19 protein-coding genes are annotated in these 21857 nt (G+C 57.7%); 13 read left to right on the top strand and 6 right to left on the bottom strand.

Features of this window, described 5'->3' with window-relative positions:
* Window positions 1-18 precede the first annotated feature (18 nt).
* The gene (pdxJ, locus tag IM265_RS15175) at window positions 19-750 is read left to right on the top strand and encodes a pyridoxine 5'-phosphate synthase (RefSeq protein ID WP_041908673.1); all 732 of its coding nucleotides are present in this window, start codon (window positions 19-21) and stop codon (window positions 748-750) included.
* Window positions 750-1130 carry a holo-ACP synthase gene (gene acpS / locus IM265_RS15170; RefSeq protein WP_028014094.1) on the top strand — a complete coding sequence of 127 codons (381 nt, stop codon included), beginning with the start codon at window positions 750-752 and terminating at the stop codon, window positions 1128-1130. Before pdxJ ends, acpS begins: the two co-directional genes overlap by 1 nt.
* Here acpS and IM265_RS15165 read toward each other — a convergent pair.
* Window positions 1127-1387, bottom strand: coding sequence for a YfhL family 4Fe-4S dicluster ferredoxin (locus IM265_RS15165; RefSeq protein ID WP_028014093.1), 261 nt, complete (start codon window positions 1385-1387; stop codon window positions 1127-1129). The genes acpS and IM265_RS15165 overlap by 4 nt on opposite strands.
* A gap of 46 nt (window positions 1388-1433) precedes the next feature.
* Window positions 1434-2282 carry a MurR/RpiR family transcriptional regulator gene (locus IM265_RS15160; protein ID WP_028014092.1) on the bottom strand — a complete coding sequence of 283 codons (849 nt, stop codon included), beginning with the start codon at window positions 2280-2282 and terminating at the stop codon, window positions 1434-1436.
* A 118-nt stretch (window positions 2283-2400) separates the two neighbouring features.
* Between IM265_RS15160 and murQ the strand changes: the two genes are divergently transcribed.
* The 4 genes from murQ to tadA are packed head-to-tail and all read left to right on the top strand — an operon-like array spanning window position 2401 to window position 5870.
* Window positions 2401-3294 (top strand): N-acetylmuramic acid 6-phosphate etherase, encoded by an 894-nt coding sequence (gene murQ, locus IM265_RS15155; protein WP_193030310.1) that lies wholly within the window; start codon window positions 2401-2403, stop codon window positions 3292-3294.
* A gap of 11 nt (window positions 3295-3305) precedes the next feature.
* Window positions 3306-4667 carry a PTS transporter subunit EIIC gene (locus tag IM265_RS15150; protein ID WP_028014090.1) on the top strand — a complete coding sequence of 454 codons (1362 nt, stop codon included), beginning with the start codon at window positions 3306-3308 and terminating at the stop codon, window positions 4665-4667.
* Between the two features lie 3 nt (window positions 4668-4670).
* Window positions 4671-5306 carry a phosphatidylglycerophosphatase C gene (gene yfhb, locus IM265_RS15145; protein WP_028014089.1) on the top strand — a complete coding sequence of 212 codons (636 nt, stop codon included), beginning with the start codon at window positions 4671-4673 and terminating at the stop codon, window positions 5304-5306.
* A 24-nt stretch (window positions 5307-5330) separates the two neighbouring features.
* Window positions 5331-5870 (top strand): tRNA adenosine(34) deaminase TadA, encoded by a 540-nt coding sequence (gene tadA, locus IM265_RS15140; protein ID WP_048338854.1) that lies wholly within the window; start codon window positions 5331-5333, stop codon window positions 5868-5870.
* Here the strand turns inward: tadA and mltF are convergent.
* On the bottom strand, window positions 5758-7308 hold the full coding sequence (gene mltF / locus IM265_RS15135; protein ID WP_193030312.1) for a membrane-bound lytic murein transglycosylase MltF: 1551 nt from the start codon (window positions 7306-7308) through the stop codon (window positions 5758-5760). The genes tadA and mltF overlap by 113 nt on opposite strands.
* A 267-nt stretch (window positions 7309-7575) precedes the next feature.
* Here mltF and purL point away from each other — a divergent pair, with 267 nt between their 5' ends.
* The 5 genes from purL (at window position 7576) to glnB (ending at window position 15891) form a co-directional block, all read left to right on the top strand.
* On the top strand, window positions 7576-11463 hold the full coding sequence (gene purL / locus IM265_RS15130; RefSeq protein ID WP_193030314.1) for a phosphoribosylformylglycinamidine synthase: 3888 nt from the start codon (window positions 7576-7578) through the stop codon (window positions 11461-11463).
* Window positions 11464-11996: 533 nt separating this feature from the next.
* On the top strand, window positions 11997-13421 hold the full coding sequence (gene qseE, locus IM265_RS15125) for a two component system sensor histidine kinase QseE/GlrK (RefSeq protein WP_193030316.1): 1425 nt from the start codon (window positions 11997-11999) through the stop codon (window positions 13419-13421).
* Window positions 13422-13425: 4 nt separating this feature from the next.
* Window positions 13426-14163 (top strand): two-component system QseEF-associated lipoprotein QseG, encoded by a 738-nt coding sequence (gene qseG / locus IM265_RS15120; RefSeq protein WP_048957757.1) that lies wholly within the window; start codon window positions 13426-13428, stop codon window positions 14161-14163.
* Window positions 14150-15487 (top strand): two-component system response regulator GlrR, encoded by a 1338-nt coding sequence (gene glrR / locus IM265_RS15115; RefSeq protein ID WP_028014084.1) that lies wholly within the window; start codon window positions 14150-14152, stop codon window positions 15485-15487. Before qseG ends, glrR begins: the two co-directional genes overlap by 14 nt.
* Before the next feature lie 65 nt (window positions 15488-15552).
* Window positions 15553-15891, top strand: coding sequence for a nitrogen regulatory protein P-II (glnB, locus tag IM265_RS15110; RefSeq protein ID WP_003860685.1), 339 nt, complete (start codon window positions 15553-15555; stop codon window positions 15889-15891).
* A gap of 51 nt (window positions 15892-15942) precedes the next feature.
* Here the strand turns inward: glnB and hmpA are convergent, their stop codons facing one another.
* Window positions 15943-17133 (bottom strand): NO-inducible flavohemoprotein, encoded by a 1191-nt coding sequence (gene hmpA, locus IM265_RS15105; protein ID WP_193030318.1) that lies wholly within the window; start codon window positions 17131-17133, stop codon window positions 15943-15945.
* 303 nt (window positions 17134-17436) lie between these two features.
* Between hmpA and glyA the strand changes: the two genes are divergently transcribed.
* Window positions 17437-18690, top strand: coding sequence for a serine hydroxymethyltransferase (gene glyA, locus IM265_RS15100; protein ID WP_025757663.1), 1254 nt, complete (start codon window positions 17437-17439; stop codon window positions 18688-18690).
* A gap of 54 nt (window positions 18691-18744) precedes the next feature.
* Here glyA and IM265_RS15095 read toward each other — a convergent pair whose 3' ends face one another.
* Window positions 18745-19167: a DoxX family protein gene (locus tag IM265_RS15095; RefSeq protein ID WP_028014082.1), complete on the bottom strand. Its 423-nt coding sequence runs from the start codon at window positions 19165-19167 to the stop codon at window positions 18745-18747.
* Between the two features lie 172 nt (window positions 19168-19339).
* On the opposite strand from IM265_RS15095, the gene IM265_RS15090 reads away from it, so the two are divergent.
* Window positions 19340-20479, top strand: coding sequence for a 3-phenylpropionate MFS transporter (locus IM265_RS15090; protein WP_049001534.1), 1140 nt, complete (start codon window positions 19340-19342; stop codon window positions 20477-20479).
* Here the strand turns inward: IM265_RS15090 and csiE are convergent, their stop codons facing one another.
* Window positions 20480-21757, bottom strand: coding sequence for a stationary phase inducible protein CsiE (gene csiE / locus IM265_RS15085; RefSeq protein WP_193030320.1), 1278 nt, complete (start codon window positions 21755-21757; stop codon window positions 20480-20482).
* Between the last annotated feature and the right edge of the window lie 100 nt (window positions 21758-21857).

The following is a 21857-nucleotide window of genomic DNA, read 5'->3' as shown; positions in this document are numbered from 1 at the left end:
AGAAAACCGAGGATTGTCATGGCTGAATTACTGTTAGGCGTCAACATCGACCACATCGCCACCCTGCGTAACGCGCGCGGCACGGCGTATCCCGATCCGGTTCAGGCGGCGTTTATCGCTGAACAGGCTGGTGCCGACGGCATTACCGTTCACCTGCGTGAAGACCGCCGCCACATTACCGACCGCGACGTGCGCATTCTTCGTCAGACGCTGGACACCCGTATGAATCTGGAGATGGCGGTCACCGAAGAGATGCTGACCATTGCCTGCGAGACCAAACCGCACTTCTGCTGCCTGGTGCCGGAAAAACGCCAGGAAGTGACCACCGAAGGCGGGCTGGACGTGGCGGGGCAGCAGGACAAAATGCGCGATGCCTGCAAGCGCCTGGCGGATGCCGGTATCCTGGTTTCTCTGTTTATCGACGCCGATTTCGCGCAGATTAAAGCGGCAGCCGACGTGGGCGCGCCGTATATCGAAATTCACACCGGCTGCTATGCCGATGCTAAAAATGATGCCGAGCAGGCCAAAGAGCTGGAGCGTATCGCCAAAGCGGCCACCTACGCCGCGAGCCTGGGACTGAAGGTTAATGCCGGTCACGGCCTGACCTACCACAACGTGAAGGCCATTGCTGCTCTGCCGGAAATGCATGAGCTGAACATCGGCCACGCCATTATTGGCCGCGCGGTGATGAGCGGCCTGAAAGAGGCGGTTTCAGAGATGAAACGCCTGATGCTGGAAGCGCGTCAGTAATGGCCATTTTGGGCTTAGGCACCGATATCGTCGAAATAGCCCGCATCGAAGCGGTGATCGCCCGCAGCGGCGATCGCCTGGCAAGGCGCGTGCTGAGCGATAACGAATGGGCCATCTGGGAAGCGCACCAGCAGCCGGTGCGTTTTCTGGCAAAGCGCTTTGCGGTAAAAGAGGCGGCAGCCAAAGCCTTCGGGACCGGCATTCGTAACGGCCTGGCATTTAACCAGTTCGAAGTTTTTAATGATGAGCTGGGCAAACCGCGCCTGCGTCTGTGGGGTGAAGCGCAAAAGCTGGCGGAGAAGCTGGGGGTGAATCATATGCACGTGACGATCGCAGATGAACGTCACTATGCCAGCGCGACGGTGATTATCGAAAGCTAAATTTTGTCCGCGTGGTGCATCAGGACAAATTTATCCCACAGCTGCTCTTCGCTCTCGACGTGTGTCGGATCCTTCAGAATAGTGTTGGGGATCGGGCACACCTTCTGGCAGGTCGGCGTCTCATAGTGGCCGACGCATTCCGTGCAGCGGTCGCTGTTAATCTCGTAAATGCTGTCGCCCATCGAAATCGCCTGGTTCGGGCATTCGGGTTCGCACATATCGCAATTGATGCATTTTTTGGTAATTAACAGCGCCATCAGGAAATTCTCAGAAACAACACAAACTGGGCGGGCATTATACGCGTCAAACCAGTTTCTTTACCAGTTCTTCGCTGTGACGAATGCGCTCGGGCGCGCGCTCCAGATCCTGCTGTACCAGCGCCATAAACAGCAGGTCCGTCAGCATCATTTGTGCGCTGGTGGACGAAATTGCTGCGCTGCGCGTGGCCTGCTCTTCGGCAATGGTATACAAACAGCGCGTTGCCCGCTGCTGCAGCGCATTTGGCGTAAAGCCGGTGATCGCCAGAATTTTGCCGCCGACGCGCAGGGCTTCGTCGGTCGCCATGTTGATCTCGCGGCGCTCGCCGGAGTAGGAGATGGCCAGCAGCAGATCGTCAGGATCCATCGCCTGCACGGTCGCCAGCAGGGCGTGCATATCCTGCTCGACGATGGCGTTAAAACCGATTTTAGTCAGCTTCCAGCCAAAATTACGCGCCACCAGACCGGACGCGCCAATACCGGTCAAAATAATACGCCGCGCCGCCCGCAGCATCGCCACGCTTTCCAGTAATTTCTCTTCGGTATTCACGTCCAGCGTGGCGTGCATGGCCGCCACGTTCTCCTTGATCAGCTTTTCCCCAACCAGACGCATCGGGTCATCGCCGCGGATCTGGTTATGCACCGGCATGGACTGCGGATTCGGGTTACTCACCAGCGCTTCGCTGATTGCCAGCTTAAGAGCGGGAAAACCCTTAAACCCGATCTTCTGAGCAAATTTCACCACGCTTGACTGGCTCACTCCAGCTTCGCTTGCCAGCTGCTGTGAGCTGAGGTGGCGGGCGCGATCGGGCTGAGAAAGCAGAAAATCCGCCAGCTTTTTGTCGCTTTGAGCAAAGCCGGCGTAGCGCTGGCGAATGCGAATTAAACAGTTCATGAGTACTCCCGGCGGAAATGTGATTGTCTGCGCAAAAACGAATTCTGCTCGCCTGAATGAATTTTATATTCCATTATAGTGTGATTATTATGAATTAAAAATTCTTGAGGTACAAAAAATGAATCTTGGCTCACTTGTTTCTGAAACGCGTAACCCGCAAACCATGGATCTGGATGCCCTCTCCACCCTGGAGCTGGTTAACCGCTTTAATCAACAGGATACGCTGGTCGCGCAGGCAGTGAAAGAGACATTGCCAGAGGTGGCGAAAGCGGTCGATGCAGCGGCGGAAGCTCTTAAGGCCGGTGGTCGCATTATCTATATGGGGGCCGGTACCAGCGGGCGTCTCGGGGTGCTGGATGCCTCGGAATGTCCGCCCACCTTTGGCGTTCCGCACGGCCTGGTGGTTGGCCTGATTGCAGGTGGTCCCGGCGCGCTGCTGAAGGCCGTTGAAGGAGCGGAGGACAACAAACAGCTGGGTGAGGATGACCTGAAGGATCTGAACCTGACGGCGAACGATCTGGTGGTTGGCCTGGCGGCATCCGGGCGCACGCCGTACGTCATTGGCGGCCTGGAATACGCCAATCGGACCGGCTGCACGACGGTCGCCATCTCCTGCAACCCCGGCTCGCCGATTGCGCAGGTGGCCGCTATCGCCATCTCTCCGGTCGTTGGGCCGGAAGCGCTCACCGGCTCCACGCGCCTGAAATCCGGGACCGCGCAAAAGCTGGTGCTCAATATGATCTCCACCGGTGCGATGGTGAAGTTCGGCAAGGTCTACCAGAACCTGATGGTCGATATGCAGGCCACCAACGTCAAGCTGGTGGACAGAGCCTGCCGCATGGTGATGGAGGCGACAGGCGCGGGCCGTAAAGAGGCAGAAGCGGTGCTCAGGCAGACCGATCACGACGTTAAACCGGCCATTTTAATGATCTTAAGCGGGCTGGACGCGGCGGCCGCGCGAGCCAAACTCGACGCGCATAACGGCTTCTTACGGGCGGCATTAGAAAACTAGCAGAGGCGTTTATGGACAAAACAGCAGCGCTCGCCAGCGATATCCTGCAGGGGATAGGCGGGGAACAAAATATTCAGCGTCTGGAAAACTGCATGACGCGCGTGCGCGTCGAGGTGCATAACGACGACCAGCTTGACGTGCCGGGTCTGAAGAAGCTGTCCGGCGTCAGTGGCTACGTAAAACAGGGGCAGCAACACCAGCTGATCGTCGGGCCGGGCAAGGCGGCGCAGGTTGTCGATGCCATGCGCGCGCTGATGGTCGGCGGTGCAAGCGTGACGGTTGACGACGCTGAACGCACCAAAGCGCAGGCGAAGGCCAAATACAAAGCTCCCATGAGCGATGCGCTGCGACAGCTGGCAAACGTCTTTATCCCGCTGATCCCGGCGTTTATAGCTTCCGGCTTGATCACCGGGATCATCAACATCCTCAAGCGGCCAGATATTGTCGGGGATTTTGCCACGCAGTATCCGAACCTGCTGGGCATTCTCGGGATCTTCGGCAGCGCGGTGTTTGCCATTATGAACATTCTGGTCGGGGTCAATACCGCGAAGGTGTTTGGCGGCTCGCTGGCCATGGGCGGCGTAATGGCAGGGATCTTGTCCAGCCCGCAGCTGGCGCAAATCACGCTGTTTGGCGAGGCGCTCCAGCCTGGTCGCGGCGGGGTGATTGCCGTGCTGCTGGTGGTTATTCTTATGTGCTGGATCGAGAAAAAGCTACGCGCGGTTCTGCCTGGCTCGATTGAGCTGATCCTCAACCCGCTGCTGACCACGTTAATTACCGGTAGCGTCGCGATTGTGGTCCTTCAGCCACTAGGCGGGTGGATCTCTGACGCCATCGCCCACGGCGCGTCTCTGGCTATCGACCGCGGCGGCCTGCTGGTGGGGGCGGTGCTGTCAGGTACCTTCCTGCCGCTGGTGCTGACCGGCCTGCATCAGGGGCTGGTGCCGATCCACGTCGAGCTGGTGCAGGCGCACGGTTATAACGCGCTGCTGCCTATTCTCTCGATGGCGGGCGTCGGGCAGGTGGGGGCAGCGATTGCCGTCCTGATGAAAACCCGCAACGCGCGCCTGAAAAAAGTGATTAAAGGGGCGCTGCCGGTCGGGCTGCTCGGCATTGGCGAGCCGCTGATATTCGGCGTCACGCTGCCGCTGGGTAAACCGTTCCTTGCGGCCTGTCTGGGGGGCGCGGTAGGCGGGGCACTCATCAGCTACTGGAAAGTCGCCACCGTTATCACCTTTGGTCTCTCCGGTTTACCGCTGGCATTAACCATCGTGACCGGAAAAGTCATGCTCTATCTGTTAGGCTATTTAGTAGCGGTGATCGCCGGGTTCCTGTTTACCTGGCTGTTAGGATTCAACGACCCAGAGGAGTAAGGTTTGGCCAATCACGAGCGTCGCGTTGTCTTTTTCGATCTGGATGGAACGCTGCATCAGCAGGATATGTTTGGTACGTTTATGCGCTACCTGCTGCGGCGTCAGCCTCTGAACGCGCTGCTCGTCTTACCGCTCTTACCCCTCATTGGCATCGCGCTGCTGGTAAAAGGCCGGGCGGCGCGCTGGCCGATGAGCCTGCTGCTGTGGGGATGTACGTTTGGCCACAGCGAAGCGCGGCTCAAACAGCTCGAAAAGGAGTTCGCTCTCTGGTTCCGCGGCCACGTTGCCGCGTTTCCCGTGGTGCAGGCGCGCCTGACCAGCTATCTTGACGCCAACGATGCCGATATCTGGCTGATTACCGGCTCCCCGCAGACGCTGGTGGAGCAGGTCTACTTTGATACCCCCTGGCTGCCGCGCGTAAACCTTATCGCCACGCAAATTTCCCGCGGCTACGGCGGCTGGGTCCTGACGATGCGCTGTCTGGGGCATGAAAAAGTGGTCCAGCTGGAAAAACGCATCGGCACGCCGCTGCGTCTTTACAGCGGCTACAGCGACAGCAAGCAGGACAACCCGCTGCTCTATTTTTGCCAGCACCGCTGGCGCGTTACTCCCCTCGGTGAACTTCAGCAACTCGAATAGTCTTATCTATAAGGGCTGTGTATAATGCCGCCCGCTTTTAGACTGGAGTATCAGCCCTTGTCCACCTCAGAACACAATCATGAATACTGGATGCGCCACGCGCTGGCGCTGGCTCAACGGGCCTGGGACGAGGGCGAAGTGCCCGTGGGCGCGGTGCTGGTTCATAACAACCGGGTGATTGGGGAAGGGTGGAACCGTCCTATTGGCCGCCACGATCCTACTGCGCACGCCGAAATTATGGCGCTTCGTCAGGGCGGCCTGGTGCTGCAAAACTATCGTCTGCTCGATACCACTCTGTACGTCACCCTTGAACCCTGCGTGATGTGCTCCGGGGCGATGGTGCACAGCCGAATCGGTACCCTGGTGTTTGGAGCGCGAGATGAAAAAACCGGTGCGGCCGGTTCACTGATGGACGTGCTGGGTCATCCAGGAATGAATCATCAGGTGCAGACTATCGGTGGGGTACTTGCACCAGAGTGTTCGGGGCTATTAAGCGATTTCTTTCGAATGCGCCGTCAGCAGAAAAAGCAACAAAAGGCAGAATTGAAGTTGTCGGATGATTAAGCTCGTCCGGCGCTACAACCGGATAACTTTCCGCCAGCTGTTTTGCCTCTGTTGCCTCTTTCTCTTTCTCCAGCAGATAGCCGACCAGGCTAATCTGATACTTACGTATATTTTCCACGTAGGCGTAGGCTTCATGTCCGCGCGCGTAGCCATACGTCAGCTTATTGTACCATGACTTCTGGCTCAGCAGCGGCAGGCGCTGTTTTACGTCTGACCAGCTGTCCGGGTTTCCCTTCGTTTTCGCCGTCAGAGCCCGCGCGTCAAGCATGTGCGCGTAGCCCATGTTGTAGGCCGCCAGCGCAAACCAGATCCGTTCCTCTTCCGGCACGGTTTCCGGGACTTTAGCCATCATATCCTGCAGGTAGCGCGCCCCGCCGCTGATGCTCTGTTCCGCATCGGTACGGTCGTTAACGCCCAGGCTCAGCGCGGTATTTTTGGTTAACATCATCAGTCCGCGTACGCCCGTTGGCGACGTGGCCTGGGTGTCCCAGTGGGACTCCTGGTACGAGATAGCCGCCAGCAGTTTCCAGTCAATCTCCTGGGCATATTTTTCGAAAAGCGGCTGCAGGTCAGGCAGGACGCTGTCAACCGCGCGCAGGAAGCTGCGGGTGTCAACGTAGTCAAAGTCATCCCCGTGGCCGAGGTACTTCTCCTCAAGTCGCGCCAGCGTGCCGTCTTCATTGATGGTGTTATAAAAATCCAGCATGGCCGCCGAGAGGGTCTGGTCATCATCCAGATGGGTAAACCAGGTCACCGGCTGTTCGTCCGTCACGTCCAGCGCCACGGCGATTTCAGGATGCACCCGCTGGAACAGGCTGATCGCCACCGAATCGGCGATGGTGTAGGGCAGTTTCTGATCTTTGACCTGCTCCAGCAGCTCCGTCGTGCCGAGTTTAGGGTCAACCGTCCAGCTCAGATCCGGGTATTTTTTCTCTTTTAACTCACGCAGGTCGTCAATCACCACGTGGCCGGGAGCAATCGTCAGCTGTTGCGCGTTGATCGAGGCAAGCGTACGCGGGCGCAGGCTCCCGACGCGATAAACCAGCTGCTGGGAAACGGAGTAGTAGGTCGGACCCGGCTGGTAGTTCTTGCTGCGCTCGCTGTTATAGACCAGCCCGGCAGCGAGGATATCGGCGTTGTTGTTGTCCAGGTCGTCAAACAGCTGGTTGATGTTCTGGCGGACGGTAATTTTAAGCTTCACGCCCAGATAATCGGCAAACTGCTGCGCCAGCTCATAATCCAGACCAATAATTTTGCCGTTGATGTCGCTGTAAATCAGCGGAGAGTTGAGGGTACTGACGCGCAGTTCCCCCCGCTCCTGAATGGCGGCGATACGATTTTCGGCTTTGCCGAACCAGGGGATGGAAGGCCAGAGGGCCACTGCCAGCAGCAACGTTACAATGCCGATGAGCAGATAATTAATCTTTAATTTTTTCAATTAGTTAATTCTCTGCGACGCCGGTTGCCTCAGTCTGCTGTAGCCATGTTAATCATAAGGTTTGTCATTGAATGAGCGGCATTTTGCGTAAACTTGCGCCACTTGGCAACCAATTAGAGAGACAGGTCACATCTATTGTTAAACGCTGAAGTCGATTTTATTTCGACGCAAACGGTTTCGTCGGCGCTCAGGATTCTCTATAATGACGCCCGTTTTCCCCCCTTGCGCACACTGTAAGCGCCCCGGCGCTTCGAAGACGAGAGACTTATGATGGAAATTCTGCGTGGTTCGCCTGCACTGTCTGCCTTCCGTATTACCAAACTGCTGGCACGTTTTCAGGCGGCCGACCTTCCGGTAAGCAATATTTACGCTGAGTATGTCCATTTTGCTGACCTGAATGCCCCCCTGAATGCAGAGGAGCGCGTACAGCTGGAACGCCTGCTCAAGTATGGCCCAAATCTGAGCAGCCATACGCCAACCGGCAAACTGATCCTTGCGACACCGCGTCCGGGCACCATCTCCCCCTGGTCTTCCAAAGCCACCGACATTGCCCACAACTGCGGCCTGAGCCAGATTAACCGTCTGGAGCGCGGCGTAGCGTACTACGTCGAAGCCTCTACCCTGAGCGACGCGCAGTGGCAGGCGGTTGCGGCTGAATTGCACGACCGCATGATGGAGAGCGTGTTTGCCTCTCTTGATGACGCACAGAAGCTTTTCTCCCATCATCAGCCTGCGCCGGTACAGAGCGTGGACCTGCTGGGGCAGGGCCGCCAGGCGCTGATTGACGCCAACCTGCGTCTCGGCCTGGCGCTGGCAGAAGACGAAATTGACTACCTGCAGGACGCGTTCGTTAAGCTCAACCGCAACCCGAACGACATCGAACTCTACATGTTCGCGCAGGCCAACTCTGAGCACTGCCGCCATAAGATTTTCAACGCCGACTGGATCATCGACGGCGAACAGCAGCCGAAGTCGCTGTTCAAAATGATCAAAAACACCATGGAACAAACCCCTGACCACGTGCTGTCTGCCTATAAAGACAACGCCGCTGTGATGGAAGGTTCCGAGGTGGGCCGCTTCTTCGCCGATCGCGAAGCAGGGCGCTATGACTTCCATCAGGAGCCTGCGCATATTCTGATGAAAGTGGAAACCCACAACCACCCGACGGCCATTTCTCCGTGGCCGGGTGCGGCAACCGGCTCCGGCGGCGAAATCCGTGACGAAGGGGCGACCGGGCGTGGGGCGAAACCAAAAGCGGGTCTGGTCGGTTTCTCCGTCTCCAACCTGCGCATCCCTGGCTTTGAACAGCCGTGGGAAGAAGATTTCGGCAAGCCAGAGCGCATCGTGACCGCGCTGGATATCATGACCGAAGGTCCGCTGGGCGGCGCGGCGTTTAACAACGAATTTGGACGTCCGGCGCTGAACGGTTACTTCCGTACCTACGAAGAGAAGGTGGACAGCCACAACGGCGAAGAGCTGCGTGGCTACCACAAACCGATCATGCTGGCGGGCGGGATCGGCAACATCCGTGCCGATCACGTGCAGAAAGGCGAGATCGTCGTCGGCGCGAAGCTGATCGTGCTGGGCGGCCCGGCGATGAACATCGGTCTGGGCGGCGGTGCGGCCTCTTCTATGGCCTCCGGCCAGTCTGATGCGGATCTCGATTTTGCCTCCGTGCAGCGTGACAACCCTGAAATGGAGCGTCGCTGCCAGGAAGTGATCGACCGCTGCTGGCAACTGGGAGATGCTAACCCGATTCTGTTCATCCACGACGTGGGCGCGGGCGGCCTGTCCAACGCCATGCCGGAGCTGGTGAGCGACGGTGGTCGCGGTGGCCGTTTCAACCTGCGCGATATCCTGAGCGATGAGCCGGGCATGAGCCCGCTCGAAATCTGGTGTAACGAATCCCAGGAGCGCTATGTGCTGGCGGTTGCGGCCGACCAGCTGCCGCTGTTTGACGAGCTGTGCCGCCGCGAGCGCGCGCCGTATGCCGTCATCGGTGAAGCGACCGAAGAGCAGCACCTGACTCTGAGCGACACCCATTTCGACAACCAGCCTATCGATCTGCCGCTGGACGTGCTGCTCGGTAAAACGCCGAAGATGACCCGCGATGTAACAACCCGTAAAGCAGCGGGCAAAGCGCTGGATCGCCAGGGCATTACCGTGGCGGAAGCGGTCAACCGCGTACTGCACCTGCCTGCTGTGGCAGAGAAAACCTTCCTGGTGACCATCGGCGACCGTACCGTGACCGGTATGGTATCCCGCGATCAAATGGTTGGCCCGTGGCAGATCCCGGTGGCGAACTGCGCCGTGACCACCGCGAGCCTCGACAGCTACTACGGCGAAGCGATGGCGCTGGGTGAACGCACCCCGGTGGCGCTGCTGGACTTCGCCGCCTCTGCACGACTGGCGGTCGGTGAAGCGCTGACCAACATTGCGGCGACGCAGATTGGCGACATCAAACGTATCAAACTTTCCGCGAACTGGATGGCGGCAGCCGGTCACCCTGGTGAAGACGCTGGCCTGTATGAAGCCGTGAAAGCGCTGGGTGAGGAGCTGTGCCCAGCCCTCGGCCTGACCATTCCGGTGGGTAAAGACTCCATGTCGATGAAAACCCGCTGGCAGGAGGGTAACGAGCAGCGCGAGATGACGTCTCCGCTGTCGCTGGTGATCACTGCGTTTGCCCGCGTGGAAGACGTGCGCCATACCGTTACGCCGCAGCTGGCGACCGAAGATAACGCCCTGCTGTTGATTGACCTGGGTAAAGGCCACAACGCGCTGGGCGCCACCGCACTGGCGCAGGTTTACCGTCAACTTGGCGACAAGCCAGCCGACGTGCGCGACGTGGCGCAGCTAAAAGGCTTCTACGACGCCATTCAGGCGCTGGTGGCACAGCGCAAGCTGCTGGCCTACCACGACCGTTCCGACGGCGGCCTGCTGGTGACCCTGGCAGAGATGACCTTCACCGGCCACTGCGGCGTGGAAGCGAACATTGCAACGCTTGGCGAAGACCGCCTGGCGGCGCTGTTTAACGAAGAGCTGGGTGCGGTGATTCAGGTTCGCGCCGCAGACCGCGAGGCGGTGGAAGCGATTCTGGCGAAGCACGGTCTGGCAGACTGCGTCCACTATCTGGGGAAAGCCGTTCAGGGCGACCGCTTCGTCATTGAGGCCGACGGTCACGCCGTGTTCAGCGAAAGCCGCACCACGCTGCGCATGTGGTGGGCAGAAACCACCTGGCAGATGCAGCGCCTGCGCGATAACCCGGAATGCGCCGATCAGGAGCATAACGCGAAAGCGAATGACCAGGATCCTGGCCTGAACGTGAAGCTCTCCTTCGACATCAACGAAGATATCGCTGCGCCGTACATTGCGACCGGCGCGCGTCCGAAAGTGGCCGTGCTGCGCGAGCAGGGCGTTAACTCCCACGTTGAGATGGCGGCAGCCTTCCACCGCGCGGGCTTTGACGCTATCGACGTCCACATGAGCGACCTGCTGGCCGGGCGTACCGGTCTGGAAGATTTCCATGCGCTGGTGGCGTGCGGCGGTTTCTCCTACGGCGACGTGCTGGGCGCAGGCGAAGGCTGGGCGAAGTCCATTCTATTTAACAGCCGCGTGCGCGACGAGTTCGAGACCTTCTTCCATCGTCCGCAAACCCTGGCGCTGGGCGTGTGCAACGGCTGCCAGATGATGTCTAACCTGCGCGAGCTGATCCCGGGCAGCGAAGCCTGGCCACGCTTTGTGCGCAACCAGTCCGACCGCTTCGAAGCGCGCTTCAGTCTGGTTGAAGTGACTCAGAGCCCGTCTCTGCTGCTGCAGGGAATGGTTGGCTCTCAGATGCCAATCGCCGTTTCCCACGGCGAAGGTCAGGTAGAAGTGCGCGATGCGGCCCATCTGGCGCAGCTCGAGAGCAAAGGCCTGGTGGCGCTGCGCTTTGTCGATAACTTCGGCAAGGTCACGGAAACCTATCCGGCGAACCCGAACGGCTCCGTCAACGGTATTACGGCGGTGACCAGCGAAAGCGGTCGCGCGACCATCATGATGCCGCACCCTGAACGCGTGTTCCGTACCGTGAGCAACTCCTGGCACCCGGAAAACTGGGGCGAGGACAGCCCGTGGATGCGTATCTTCCGCAACGCGCGTAAACAGCTGGGTTAAGATGTAAAGCAGGTACTTTGTAGGCCCGGTGAGCGTAGCGCCACCGGGTTTTTTTATGCGTGTCGCAAAATTGCGACAAAGATGGTATAGGGGTGTCTCCAAATGGAGACATTTAACTCATTGATTTATATATGGCAGGACAGGTTCCCGTTAAGGTGTTGCTTAATAGCGACACTTAGCTTGGAAATCATTCAGCGCACAACAAATAGATTAAACGAATAAAAGATATATATTTCAATGTGTTAATATTTTGTTTTGCATTCTGGCATGGGTGTTGCATAATATTAACCAGTGGCTCATTCACCTTCTTATGTCAGCCCCTTCGGGACGTGCTACATAAACTTCGAATGACGCACAAAAAGGTGCCTGCCGTCCAACTACTGATCATAGCGATGCTTTATCAGGCCAGGGCGAAACGTCGAGTTAGGCACCGCCTTATTCCACAACAAAGCCGGGTTTTTACCCGGCTTTGTTGTATCTGAAGGGCAGACTCAGTTACGCTCTCCGTAAACCCCCATGAAGAGAGTAATGCGTTGAAACGCTGGCCCGTTTTTCCCCGCTCCCTGCGACAGCTCGTGATGATGGCCTTTCTGCTGATCCTGCTGCCGCTGCTGATCCTCGCCTGGCAGGCATGGCAGAGCCTCAACGCGCTGAGTGCCCAGGCGGCGCTGACGAACCGCACCACGCTTATCGATGCCAGACGCAGTGAAGCGATGACCAACGCCGCGCTGGAGATGGAGCGTAGCTATCGTCAGTACTGCGTGCTTGACGATCGGACGCTGGAGAAGGTGTACCAGAGCCAGCGCAAGCGCTACAGCGAAATGCTGGATGCCCACGCGGGCGTGCTGCCGGACGACAGGCTGTATCAGGCGTTACGTCAGGATCTGAACGATCTCGCGCAGCTGCAGTGCCAAAACAGCGGCCCGGATGCGGCTGCCGCCGCGCGCCTTGAGGCATTCGCCGCCGCCAATACCGAAATGGTGCAGTCAACGCGCACGGTCATTTTCTCTCGCGGCCAGCAGCTGCAGCAGGAGATTGCCGAGCGCGGCCAGTTCTTCGGCTGGCAGGCGCTGGTGCTGTTCCTGGTGAGCCTCGGGCTGGTGCTGCTCTTTACCCGCATGATCATCGGCCCGGTGAAGGGTATTCAGCGTATGATCAACCGCCTGGGGGAGGGGAAATCGCTCGGGGATACGGTTGCCTTTAAAGGCCCGCGCGAGCTGCGATCCGTCGGTCAGCGCATTATCTGGCTATCCGAGCGCCTGGCGTGGCTGGAATCCCAGCGTCATCAGTTCCTGCGCCATATTTCCCATGAGCTGAAAACCCCGCTGGCCAGCATGCGTGAAGGAACGGAGCTGCTGGCGGACGAGGTAGCAGGGCCGCTTACGCCGGAGCAGAAAGAGATTGTCGAAATTCTGGACGCCAGCAGTCGCAACCTGCAAAAGCTGATCGAGCAGCTTCTGGATTACAACCGCAAGCTGGCTGACGGGACGGTGGTACTGGAAGAGGTGGAGATTGAGCCACTGGTGGATATGGTGATCTCCGCCCATAGCTTGCCGGCAAGAGCTAAAATGATGCATACCGGGGTGGAGCTGAATGCGCCGATCTGCCTGGCTGAACCGATGCTATTAATGAGCGTTCTGGATAATCTTTACTCCAATGCGGTGCACTATGGTACTGAATCCGGTAACATTTATATCCGAAGTTATACGAAGGGCTCCCGGGTGTTTATTGACGTCGCAAACACCGGCACCCCGATCCCCGATGACGAAAAAACCATGATCTTCGAACCCTTTTTCCAGGGGAGTCATCAGCGGAAAGGCGCGGTAAAAGGAAGCGGTCTGGGATTAAGCATTGCCCGGGACTGCATACGACGCATGCAGGGTGAGCTAAACATTGCCACGGACGAACGTTCAGATGTTTGCTTCCGTATTGAACTGCCCCTGAGCCGGAAAAATTAATAAAATGAATCTATATCTGGTGAGTATGTCACACGTCTTTTTCCGCGCCATACGCGCGGTGTTTTCCAGCAAAGCGGGTCGCCTGAGTCTGCCCTGTTTAGTTCTGGCGGGGTGCGTTTCCCATGCGCCGCAAAGTGCGATAAGCGGTAAACAGGAAGACAAATGGCCCGATAACCAGCTGGCGGATTTCCTCTCTACCCGCTGTGAGGATATCTGGAATCTGTCAGGGCATGATGTCGAAAATAATCCGCTGTTCTGGCTGCGCGGAATAGATTGCGCCCAGCGGCTTGCGCCGGTAGACGCCCGCATGAAGGCGGCGATGCTGGATGAAGACACCTGGCAGGACGCTTTCAAGCGTGGGATTTTACTGGCCGATGCGAAAATTACCCCCGTTGAACGTCGGGCCAACGTGACCCGTCTGGACACGTTTGTGATCAATCTTCCCGCACAGGTGCGCCCGGTATACCAGCTCTGGCGGGATGGGCAGACGTTACAGCTGCAGCTGTCTGAAGAGCGCTCCCGCTACAGCAAGCTACAGCAGTCAACCGACAGCGAGCTGGATACGCTGCGCCAACAGCAACAGCATTTACGTACTCAGCTGGATACCACGACGCGAAAGCTGGAAAACCTGACCGATATCGAAAGACAGCTCTCGTCGCGTAAATATCAGCCGGGTAGTTCATCTGCTACACCGGACAGCGATATGCCGAAACAAGAGGATGTGAAGCATGACGAGCCGTAAACCAGCCCATCTCTTACTGGTGGATGACGATCCCGGCCTGTTAAAGCTGCTGGGGATGCGTCTGGTGAGTGAAGGCTACACCGTGGTGACCGCGGAAAGCGGGCAGGAGGGGCTTAAAGTCCTCAGCCGCGAAAAGATTGACCTGGTGATCAGCGACCTGCGGATGGACGAAATGGATGGCATGCAGCTGTTCGCCGAAATCCAGAAGCAGCAGCCTGGCATGCCGGTCATTATCCTGACGGCGCACGGGTCAATCCCGGATGCCGTCGCCGCAACTCAGCAGGGCGTGTTCAGCTTCCTCACCAAGCCGGTAGATAAAGACGCGCTCTACAAAGCTATCGACAGCGCGCTGGAGCACGCCGCGCCCTCCGGAGACGACGCATGGCGTGAATCTATCGTCACCCGCAGCCCGATAATGCTGCGTCTGCTTGAGCAGGCGCGAATGGTCGCACAGTCAGACGTCAGCGTGTTGATTAACGGCCAGAGCGGAACCGGGAAAGAGATCCTGGCGCAGGCGATCCACAACGCCAGCCCGCGCAGTAAAAATGCCTTTATCGCCATTAACTGCGGTGCCCTGCCAGAGCAGCTTCTTGAGTCTGAACTTTTTGGCCATGCCCGCGGCGCATTTACCGGCGCGGTAAGCAGCCGGGAAGGGCTCTTCCAGGCCGCGGAAGGCGGCACGCTGTTCCTCGACGAAATTGGCGACATGCCTGCGCCGCTGCAGGTCAAACTGTTGCGCGTACTTCAGGAGCGCAAAGTGCGCCCGTTGGGCAGCAACCGCGATATTGATATTAATGTGCGAATCATTTCCGCCACCCACCGCGACTTGCCCAAAGTGATGGCCCGCAACGAGTTCCGTGAAGATCTCTACTACCGTCTGAACGTGGTGAACCTGAAGATCCCGGCGCTGGCGGAGCGTGCGGAAGATATTCCGCTGCTGGCGAATCACCTCCTGCGCCAGGCGGCAGATCGGCATAAACCGTTCGTGCGCGCCTTTTCGACTGATGCGATGAAACGGCTGATGGCCGCCAGCTGGCCGGGTAACGTGCGCCAGCTGGTGAACGTGATTGAGCAGTGCGTGGCGCTGACGTCCTCGCCCGTTATCAGCGATGCGCTGGTGGAACAGGCGCTGGAAGGGGAGAACACGGCCTTGCCGACGTTTGCGGAAGCGCGTAACCAGTTCGAGCTGAACTATCTGCGCAAGCTGCTGCAGATCACCAAAGGCAACGTGACCCACGCGGCGCGGATGGCCGGACGCAACCGCACCGAGTTCTATAAGCTGCTCTCACGCCACGAGCTGGAAGCAAACGATTTTAAAGAGTAATGCCGTATGGTACTGTGAGCAATCGATTACGAGGCAGCTTACAGGCAAGAGTTTAAGGACCCACCATGAAAAAGATTGATGCGATTATTAAACCTTTCAAACTGGATGATGTACGTGAAGCGCTGGCGGAAGTAGGCATCACCGGGATGACCGTGACGGAAGTGAAAGGTTTTGGTCGTCAGAAGGGCCACACCGAGCTTTATCGTGGCGCAGAGTACATGGTCGACTTTCTGCCGAAAGTGAAAATTGAAATCGTGGTCAGCGACGATATCGTTGATACCTGCGTGGATACCATTATCCGCACGGCGCAGACGGGCAAAATTGGCGACGGGAAAATCTTCGTCTTTGACGTGGCGCGCGTGATCCGTATCCGTACCGGCGAAGAAGACGACGCCGCGATTTAACCATTCGCCACCCGGCGAAAAAAAAGCCCCTCGAACGAGGGGCTTTTTGCGTTACAGCACCTTATGCGGCCCGAAACATTCGTAATGAATGTTGTCTTTATTCACGCCCAGCTCAACCAACTGCTTCGCGGCATACTGCATAAACGCCACGGGTCCACAGACGTAGAACTGCATTTCCGGCGCGCTAAACGCCCCTTCCATCTGGCTTAAATTCATCAGTCCTTCGCTGTCAAAGCGTGCGGCAGTGCGGTCTGCCTCCGTCGGCAGGCGATACCAGGTATGCGCGGTGAAACGCGGCAGGGTCGCTCCCAGCGCTTTCACTTCATCCGCAAAGGCGTGGACGTCGCCGTTCTCCGCTGCGTGGAACCAGTTAACCTGCGCGCTGTGGTTGGCTTTCGCCAGCGTATCCAGCATCGCCAGCATTGGCGTTTGGCCTACGCCCGCGGAGATCAGCGTGACCGGGATATTGGTTTCAATGGCCATAAAGAAGTCGCCCGCCGGCGCGGCCAGATGGACCACGTCGCCCACGCTCGCTTCGTTATGCAGCCAGTTGGATACCTGACCGCCGTCCTCGCGCTTCACCGCAACGCGGTAGCCTTTGCCGTTTGGTTTGCGGGTCAGAGAGTACTGGCGGATCTCCTGGTGCGGGAAGCCTTCAGGCTTCAGCCATACGCCCAGATACTGGCCCGGCTGATAATCGGCCACCGGCTGGCCGTCAACCGGCTCAAATTCAAAACTGGTGATAAGCGCGCTGCGCGGCGTTTTCTCGACGATACGGAAGGCGCGCGTTCCTTCCCAGCCGCCGTTCTTGCTGGCGTTTTCGCTGTAGATCTGCGCTTCACGGTTGATAAACACGTTTGCCAGCACGCCGTAGGCTTTACCCCAGGCGTCCAGCACCTCCTGGCCCGGGCTGAACATTTCGTCCAGCGTTGCCAGCAGGTGAGTGCCGACGATGTTGTACTGCTCGGGTTGGATCTGGAAGCTGGTGTGCTTCTGCGCAATTTTTTCCACCGCAGGCAGCAACGCCGCCAGGTTTTCGATATTGCTGGCGTAGGCCGCGATGGCGTTGAAAAGCGCTTCACGCTGATCGCCGTTACGCTGGTTGCTCATATTGAAAATCTCTTTGAGCTCCGGATTGTGCGTGAACATGCGATCGTAGAAATGGGCGGTAAGTTTAGGGCCGGTTTCCACCAGCAGGGGAATGGTGGCTTTAACGGTAGCGATGGTTTGAGCGTCGAGCATGGCAGCTTCCTTCTGATATTACCTAATGATGTATTTTAAATGCATCTTATAAAAAATACCCATGCTTTGTAAATGGTTCTTTGCAAGATGAAAAATACGCATCACAAACCTGAAAAGAAATCCGCTGGAAATAGTGAGATCTTTATTCCTCAAACCCTTGCGTGGCGTGAAGGAAAACGTTTGCGTAAAATCGTTTGTCAAGACCTGTTATCACAGAACTATTCAGTTATACTGTTGCCCGTCGTCCAACAGGACTGCCTTTTCAGGCCAAAATTTACTTGTTAGCTGAGTCAGGAGATGCGGATGTTAAAGCGTGAAATGAACATTGCCGATTATGATGCCGAACTGTGGCAGGCTATGGAGCAGGAAAAAGTACGTCAGGAAGAGCACATCGAACTGATCGCCTCCGAAAACTACACCAGCCCGCGCGTAATGCAGGCGCAGGGCTCTCAGCTGACCAACAAATACGCTGAAGGTTACCCGGGCAAGCGCTACTATGGCGGTTGCGAGTACGTTGATATCGTTGAGCAGCTGGCTATCGACCGTGCGAAAGCACTCTTCGGCGCTGACTACGCGAACGTCCAGCCGCACTCCGGCTCTCAGGCTAACTTCGCTGTTTACACCGCGCTGCTGCAGCCGGGCGATACCGTTCTGGGTATGAACCTGGCGCAGGGCGGCCACCTGACTCACGGCTCCCCGGTTAACTTCTCCGGCAAACTGTACAACATCATTCCTTACGGTATTGATGAGTCCGGTAAAATTGACTACGAAGACATGGCGAAGCAGGCCAAAGAGCACAAGCCGAAGATGATCATCGGTGGCTTCTCTGCTTACTCCGGTATCGTTGACTGGGCAAAAATGCGTGAAATCGCAGACAGCATCGGCGCGTACCTGTTCGTTGACATGGCGCACGTTGCGGGCCTTATTGCCGCAGGCGTTTACCCGAACCCGGTTCCTCACGCTCACGTTGTGACCACCACCACCCACAAAACCCTGGCGGGTCCACGCGGTGGCCTGATCCTGGCGAAAGGCGGTGACGAAGAGCTGTACAAAAAACTGAACTCTGCTGTGTTCCCAAGCGCGCAGGGTGGCCCGCTGATGCACGTTATCGCCGCAAAAGCGGTCGCGCTGAAAGAAGCGATGGAGCCAGAGTTCAAGGTGTATCAGCAGCAGGTTGCTAAGAACGCCAAAGCGATGGTGGAAGTGTTCCTGAACCGTGGCTACAAAGTGGTATCCGGCGGGACTGAAAACCACCTGTTCCTGCTGGACCTGGTTGATAAGAACCTGACCGGTAAAGAAGCTGACGCTGCCCTGGGCCGCGCCAACATCACCGTGAACAAAAACAGCGTGCCAAACGATCCGAAGAGCCCGTTCGTGACCTCCGGTATCCGTATCGGTTCTCCGGCCGTGACGCGCCGCGGCTTTAAAGAAGCGGAAGTGAAAGAGCTGGCTGGCTGGATGTGTGACGTTCTGGACAACATCAATGACGAAGCGGTTATCGAGCGCGTCAAAGGTAAAGTTCTGGATATCTGCGCACGCTTCCCGGTATACGCATAATTCCTCTGCTTTGCAGAAATAAAAAAGGCCGCGCTTGCGGCCTTTTTTTATGGCTTAACGCCGGTCCAGGGAAATGGCCCCCGGTCCCACAATCGCCAGCAAAATAAACGCGCCAGCAATACTGACGTTCTTGTAGAAATTAATCATATTCGGCACAACCGCATCTCCGGTCATATCCCAGTAGTGGTGACCGATAATCGCCGTGCCCAGCGTATAGAAGACAAAGAGCACCGCGAGGGGGCGGGTGAAAAAGCCGAGCACGATCAGGATAGCGGCGGGAACCTCCATTACTACGGCGATAATGGCCGCCAGCATCGGCATGGGGGCACCGAGCGACGTCATATACTGAACGGTGCCGCTAAACCCCGTCAGCTTGGGATAGCCAAAAATAATAAACAGGACAACGATGGCAATACGGGCAATCAATAGCAGGAAGGAGCGTGAGGAGCCGAAATCGAAATAACGTAAGCTGTTCATGGCAAACGACCTCTTCAGGCGATGTCTTTTAAACGTAATACAATTTTGCCGCTCACGCCATACGCCGACCGGCTGTCCAGGACGTTAATTTATCGTTAATTTATAGCGCGCTAACGACTTGCTAAAGTGCAGGATAAACGCCAGACTATCGCCTCCATTTCGGGAGGGATTCATGGTCTTGCATTCCACGCGCTGGCTGGCGCTCAGCTACTTCACCTACTTCTTTAGCTACGGTATTTTTCTGCCTTTCTGGAGCGTCTGGCTCAAGGGAATTGGTTTGACGCCAGAAACCATCGGCATCCTGCTGGGCGCGGGGCTGGTGGCGCGTTTCCTCGGAAGCCTGCTGATTGCCCCCCGCGTCAGCGATCCCTCCTTACTGATTAAAGCGGTGCGCATTCTGGCCCTGCTGACGCTGGTTTTTGCGGCTTGCTTCTGGGTCAGCCACCAGTTTGCCTGGCTGATGGTAGTGATGGTTGGCTTTAATCTGTTCTTCTCCCCGCTGGTGCCGCTGACGGATGCGCTGGCGAACACCTGGCAAAAGCAGATCACCATGGACTATGGCCGCGTGCGCCTCTGGGGATCGATTGCCTTCGTGATCGGCTCTGCGCTGGTGGGGAAACTGGTCAGCCTTTACGACTACCGCGCGATTCTGGCGCTGCTGAGTATCGGTATTGCCTCGATGCTGCTGGGCATGCTGCTGCGCCCGTCGGTGATGCCGCAAGGGGAGAGTCGCCATCAGGAGAGCGCCGGCTGGCCCGCCTGGCGGAGCCTGGTGGCCCAGAGCTGGCGTTTTCTGGCGTGCGTCTGTCTGCTTCAGGGGGCGCACGCGGCCTATTATGGCTTCAGCGCCATCTACTGGCAGGGGGCGGGTTACTCGGCCTCTGCTGTCGGTTACCTGTGGTCGCTGGGGGTGGTGGCAGAAGTCATTATTTTCGCCCTGAGCAAAAAGCTGTTCCGCCGCTTCGGCGCGCGCGATCTGCTGCTGCTTTCCGCGGTCTGCGGCGTGGCGCGCTGGGGGATTATGGGCTGGACGACCGAACTGCCGTGGCTGATTGTGGCGCAGATCCTTCACTGCGGCACCTTCACCGTGTGCCACCTGGCGGCGATGCGCTATATCGCGGCGCGCGAGGGCGGGGACGTGATCCGTCTGCAGGCGGTCTACTCTGCGGTGGCGATGGGCGGCAGCATTGCGGTGATGACGGTCTTTGCGGGCTTTCTGTATCAGCATCTGGGACACGGCGTGTTCTGGGTCATGGCGCTGGTGGCGCTCCCGGCGTTGTTTGTTCGACCGAAAGTGGCCGCACGGGCGTAGCTACGATTCCAGCATGGCGCGAATATGTTCCTGCTGCTGCGCGTTAAGTGATTCAACCGCGTGGATCAGCGGCGGCGAGAACAGCGGCAGCACGGTAGGATAGGGGGTGATAACCAGCGCGGCTTCGCGCGGTGCCCCCTCTTTCTGGAACGCCTGCAGCGTCAGATAGCGAATGTTGAGCGGCAGCAGGGTTAATTCGCGCAGCTGCTGTTCAATCACCTCCTCACAGGATTTATCCTCCCCGGTCAGCAGCACTACCTGTTTTTCATGCAGATCGGTCTCCTGCATCAGCCAGGCGCCGAAAATAACCGCTACCAGCGCCATCTCTTCATCGGAGAACCGCAGCCCAAATTCGGCTTCCAGCTCAAAGAGTGCCTCTTTGGTGGTGCGTAACAGCCGGGGATAGAGACGGTGAATTTCCTCGGGCAGGCTATTGTCGATGCCGATCTCAAACAGCGAGCGGTCCAGCGCCTGAGCCAGATGGATATACAGCTGATCGGTCAGCCCCTGCTCATCGCTGAAGTTCATCCCGGTCTGCGAGCGGAAACGGGCCACCATGCGCACAATGGCGCGGCGCAGGCGCTGATCCTGCTGGTGTTTATCAAGCACCGGATCGGGCGTGCGGAGCATCATAAACAGCAGCGCCAGAAACAGCTGCTCATCCACGTGCGCGCCCTGCGGCACGCGCCGCTTCCAGTGACGGACAATTTCCTGCGCCGTAAAATACTCTCCCCGCGACTGGGTCCAGCTGCGCTGCGCGTGGGAAAACTGCGGCGTATTCCCTAAGTGGTGCTGGATGAGGCAGTATTGCAAGTAGAGCTGTAAGAACTGGACGTCCCGGCATTCAAACTGACGCTGCAGCTTGCGTGAGCAGAAGCCGATCAGCGCCCGCAGGTTAGCATCGTCGTAAAGCTGCCGCGCGATGCCGTGCTGTTTAAGCGCGGTTTTTAAGGCTGGGGTAAACTGGTGCGAGACAAACTGCGGACAAAGGCGGAGCGCCCTGCGCAGCCAGTGCAGCAGACATAAACGCTGATTCAGGGCAGTGCCTTCAATTCGGTAGCTGCCGTCATGGTGCGTGACGATATCCAGCCGGTGATAGCGCTGGATTTCATCGCGCGTCTCGGCTATATCTTGCCGTGCCATGACCTCGTCCACGCCGTTGGCAGCGATTATGCTCTGTGCGGTGACGGCAGCATCGGGCAGGTAAAGCATCAAAAGCACCTGGCAGCGGCGCTGCGAACTGGAAAGCACAGATGGAATTTCAAGCGTCGTCATCATCTGTCGGGTATCCAGTGTGAATGTTTGATAAGAATAGCTAAAGGATGGGCGCTGAAAAGCGCGCCGGCAGGCCTTTCACTCAGGATTGCTGGGGAACATC

The sequence above is a fragment of the Enterobacter cloacae complex sp. P17RS genome (assembly GCF_014895885.1).
Classification (GTDB): Bacteria; Pseudomonadota; Gammaproteobacteria; order Enterobacterales; family Enterobacteriaceae; genus Enterobacter; species Enterobacter bugandensis.
The sequence above is the reverse complement of the archived record's forward strand: the minus strand, read 5'-3'. Positions and strand labels throughout refer to the sequence as shown.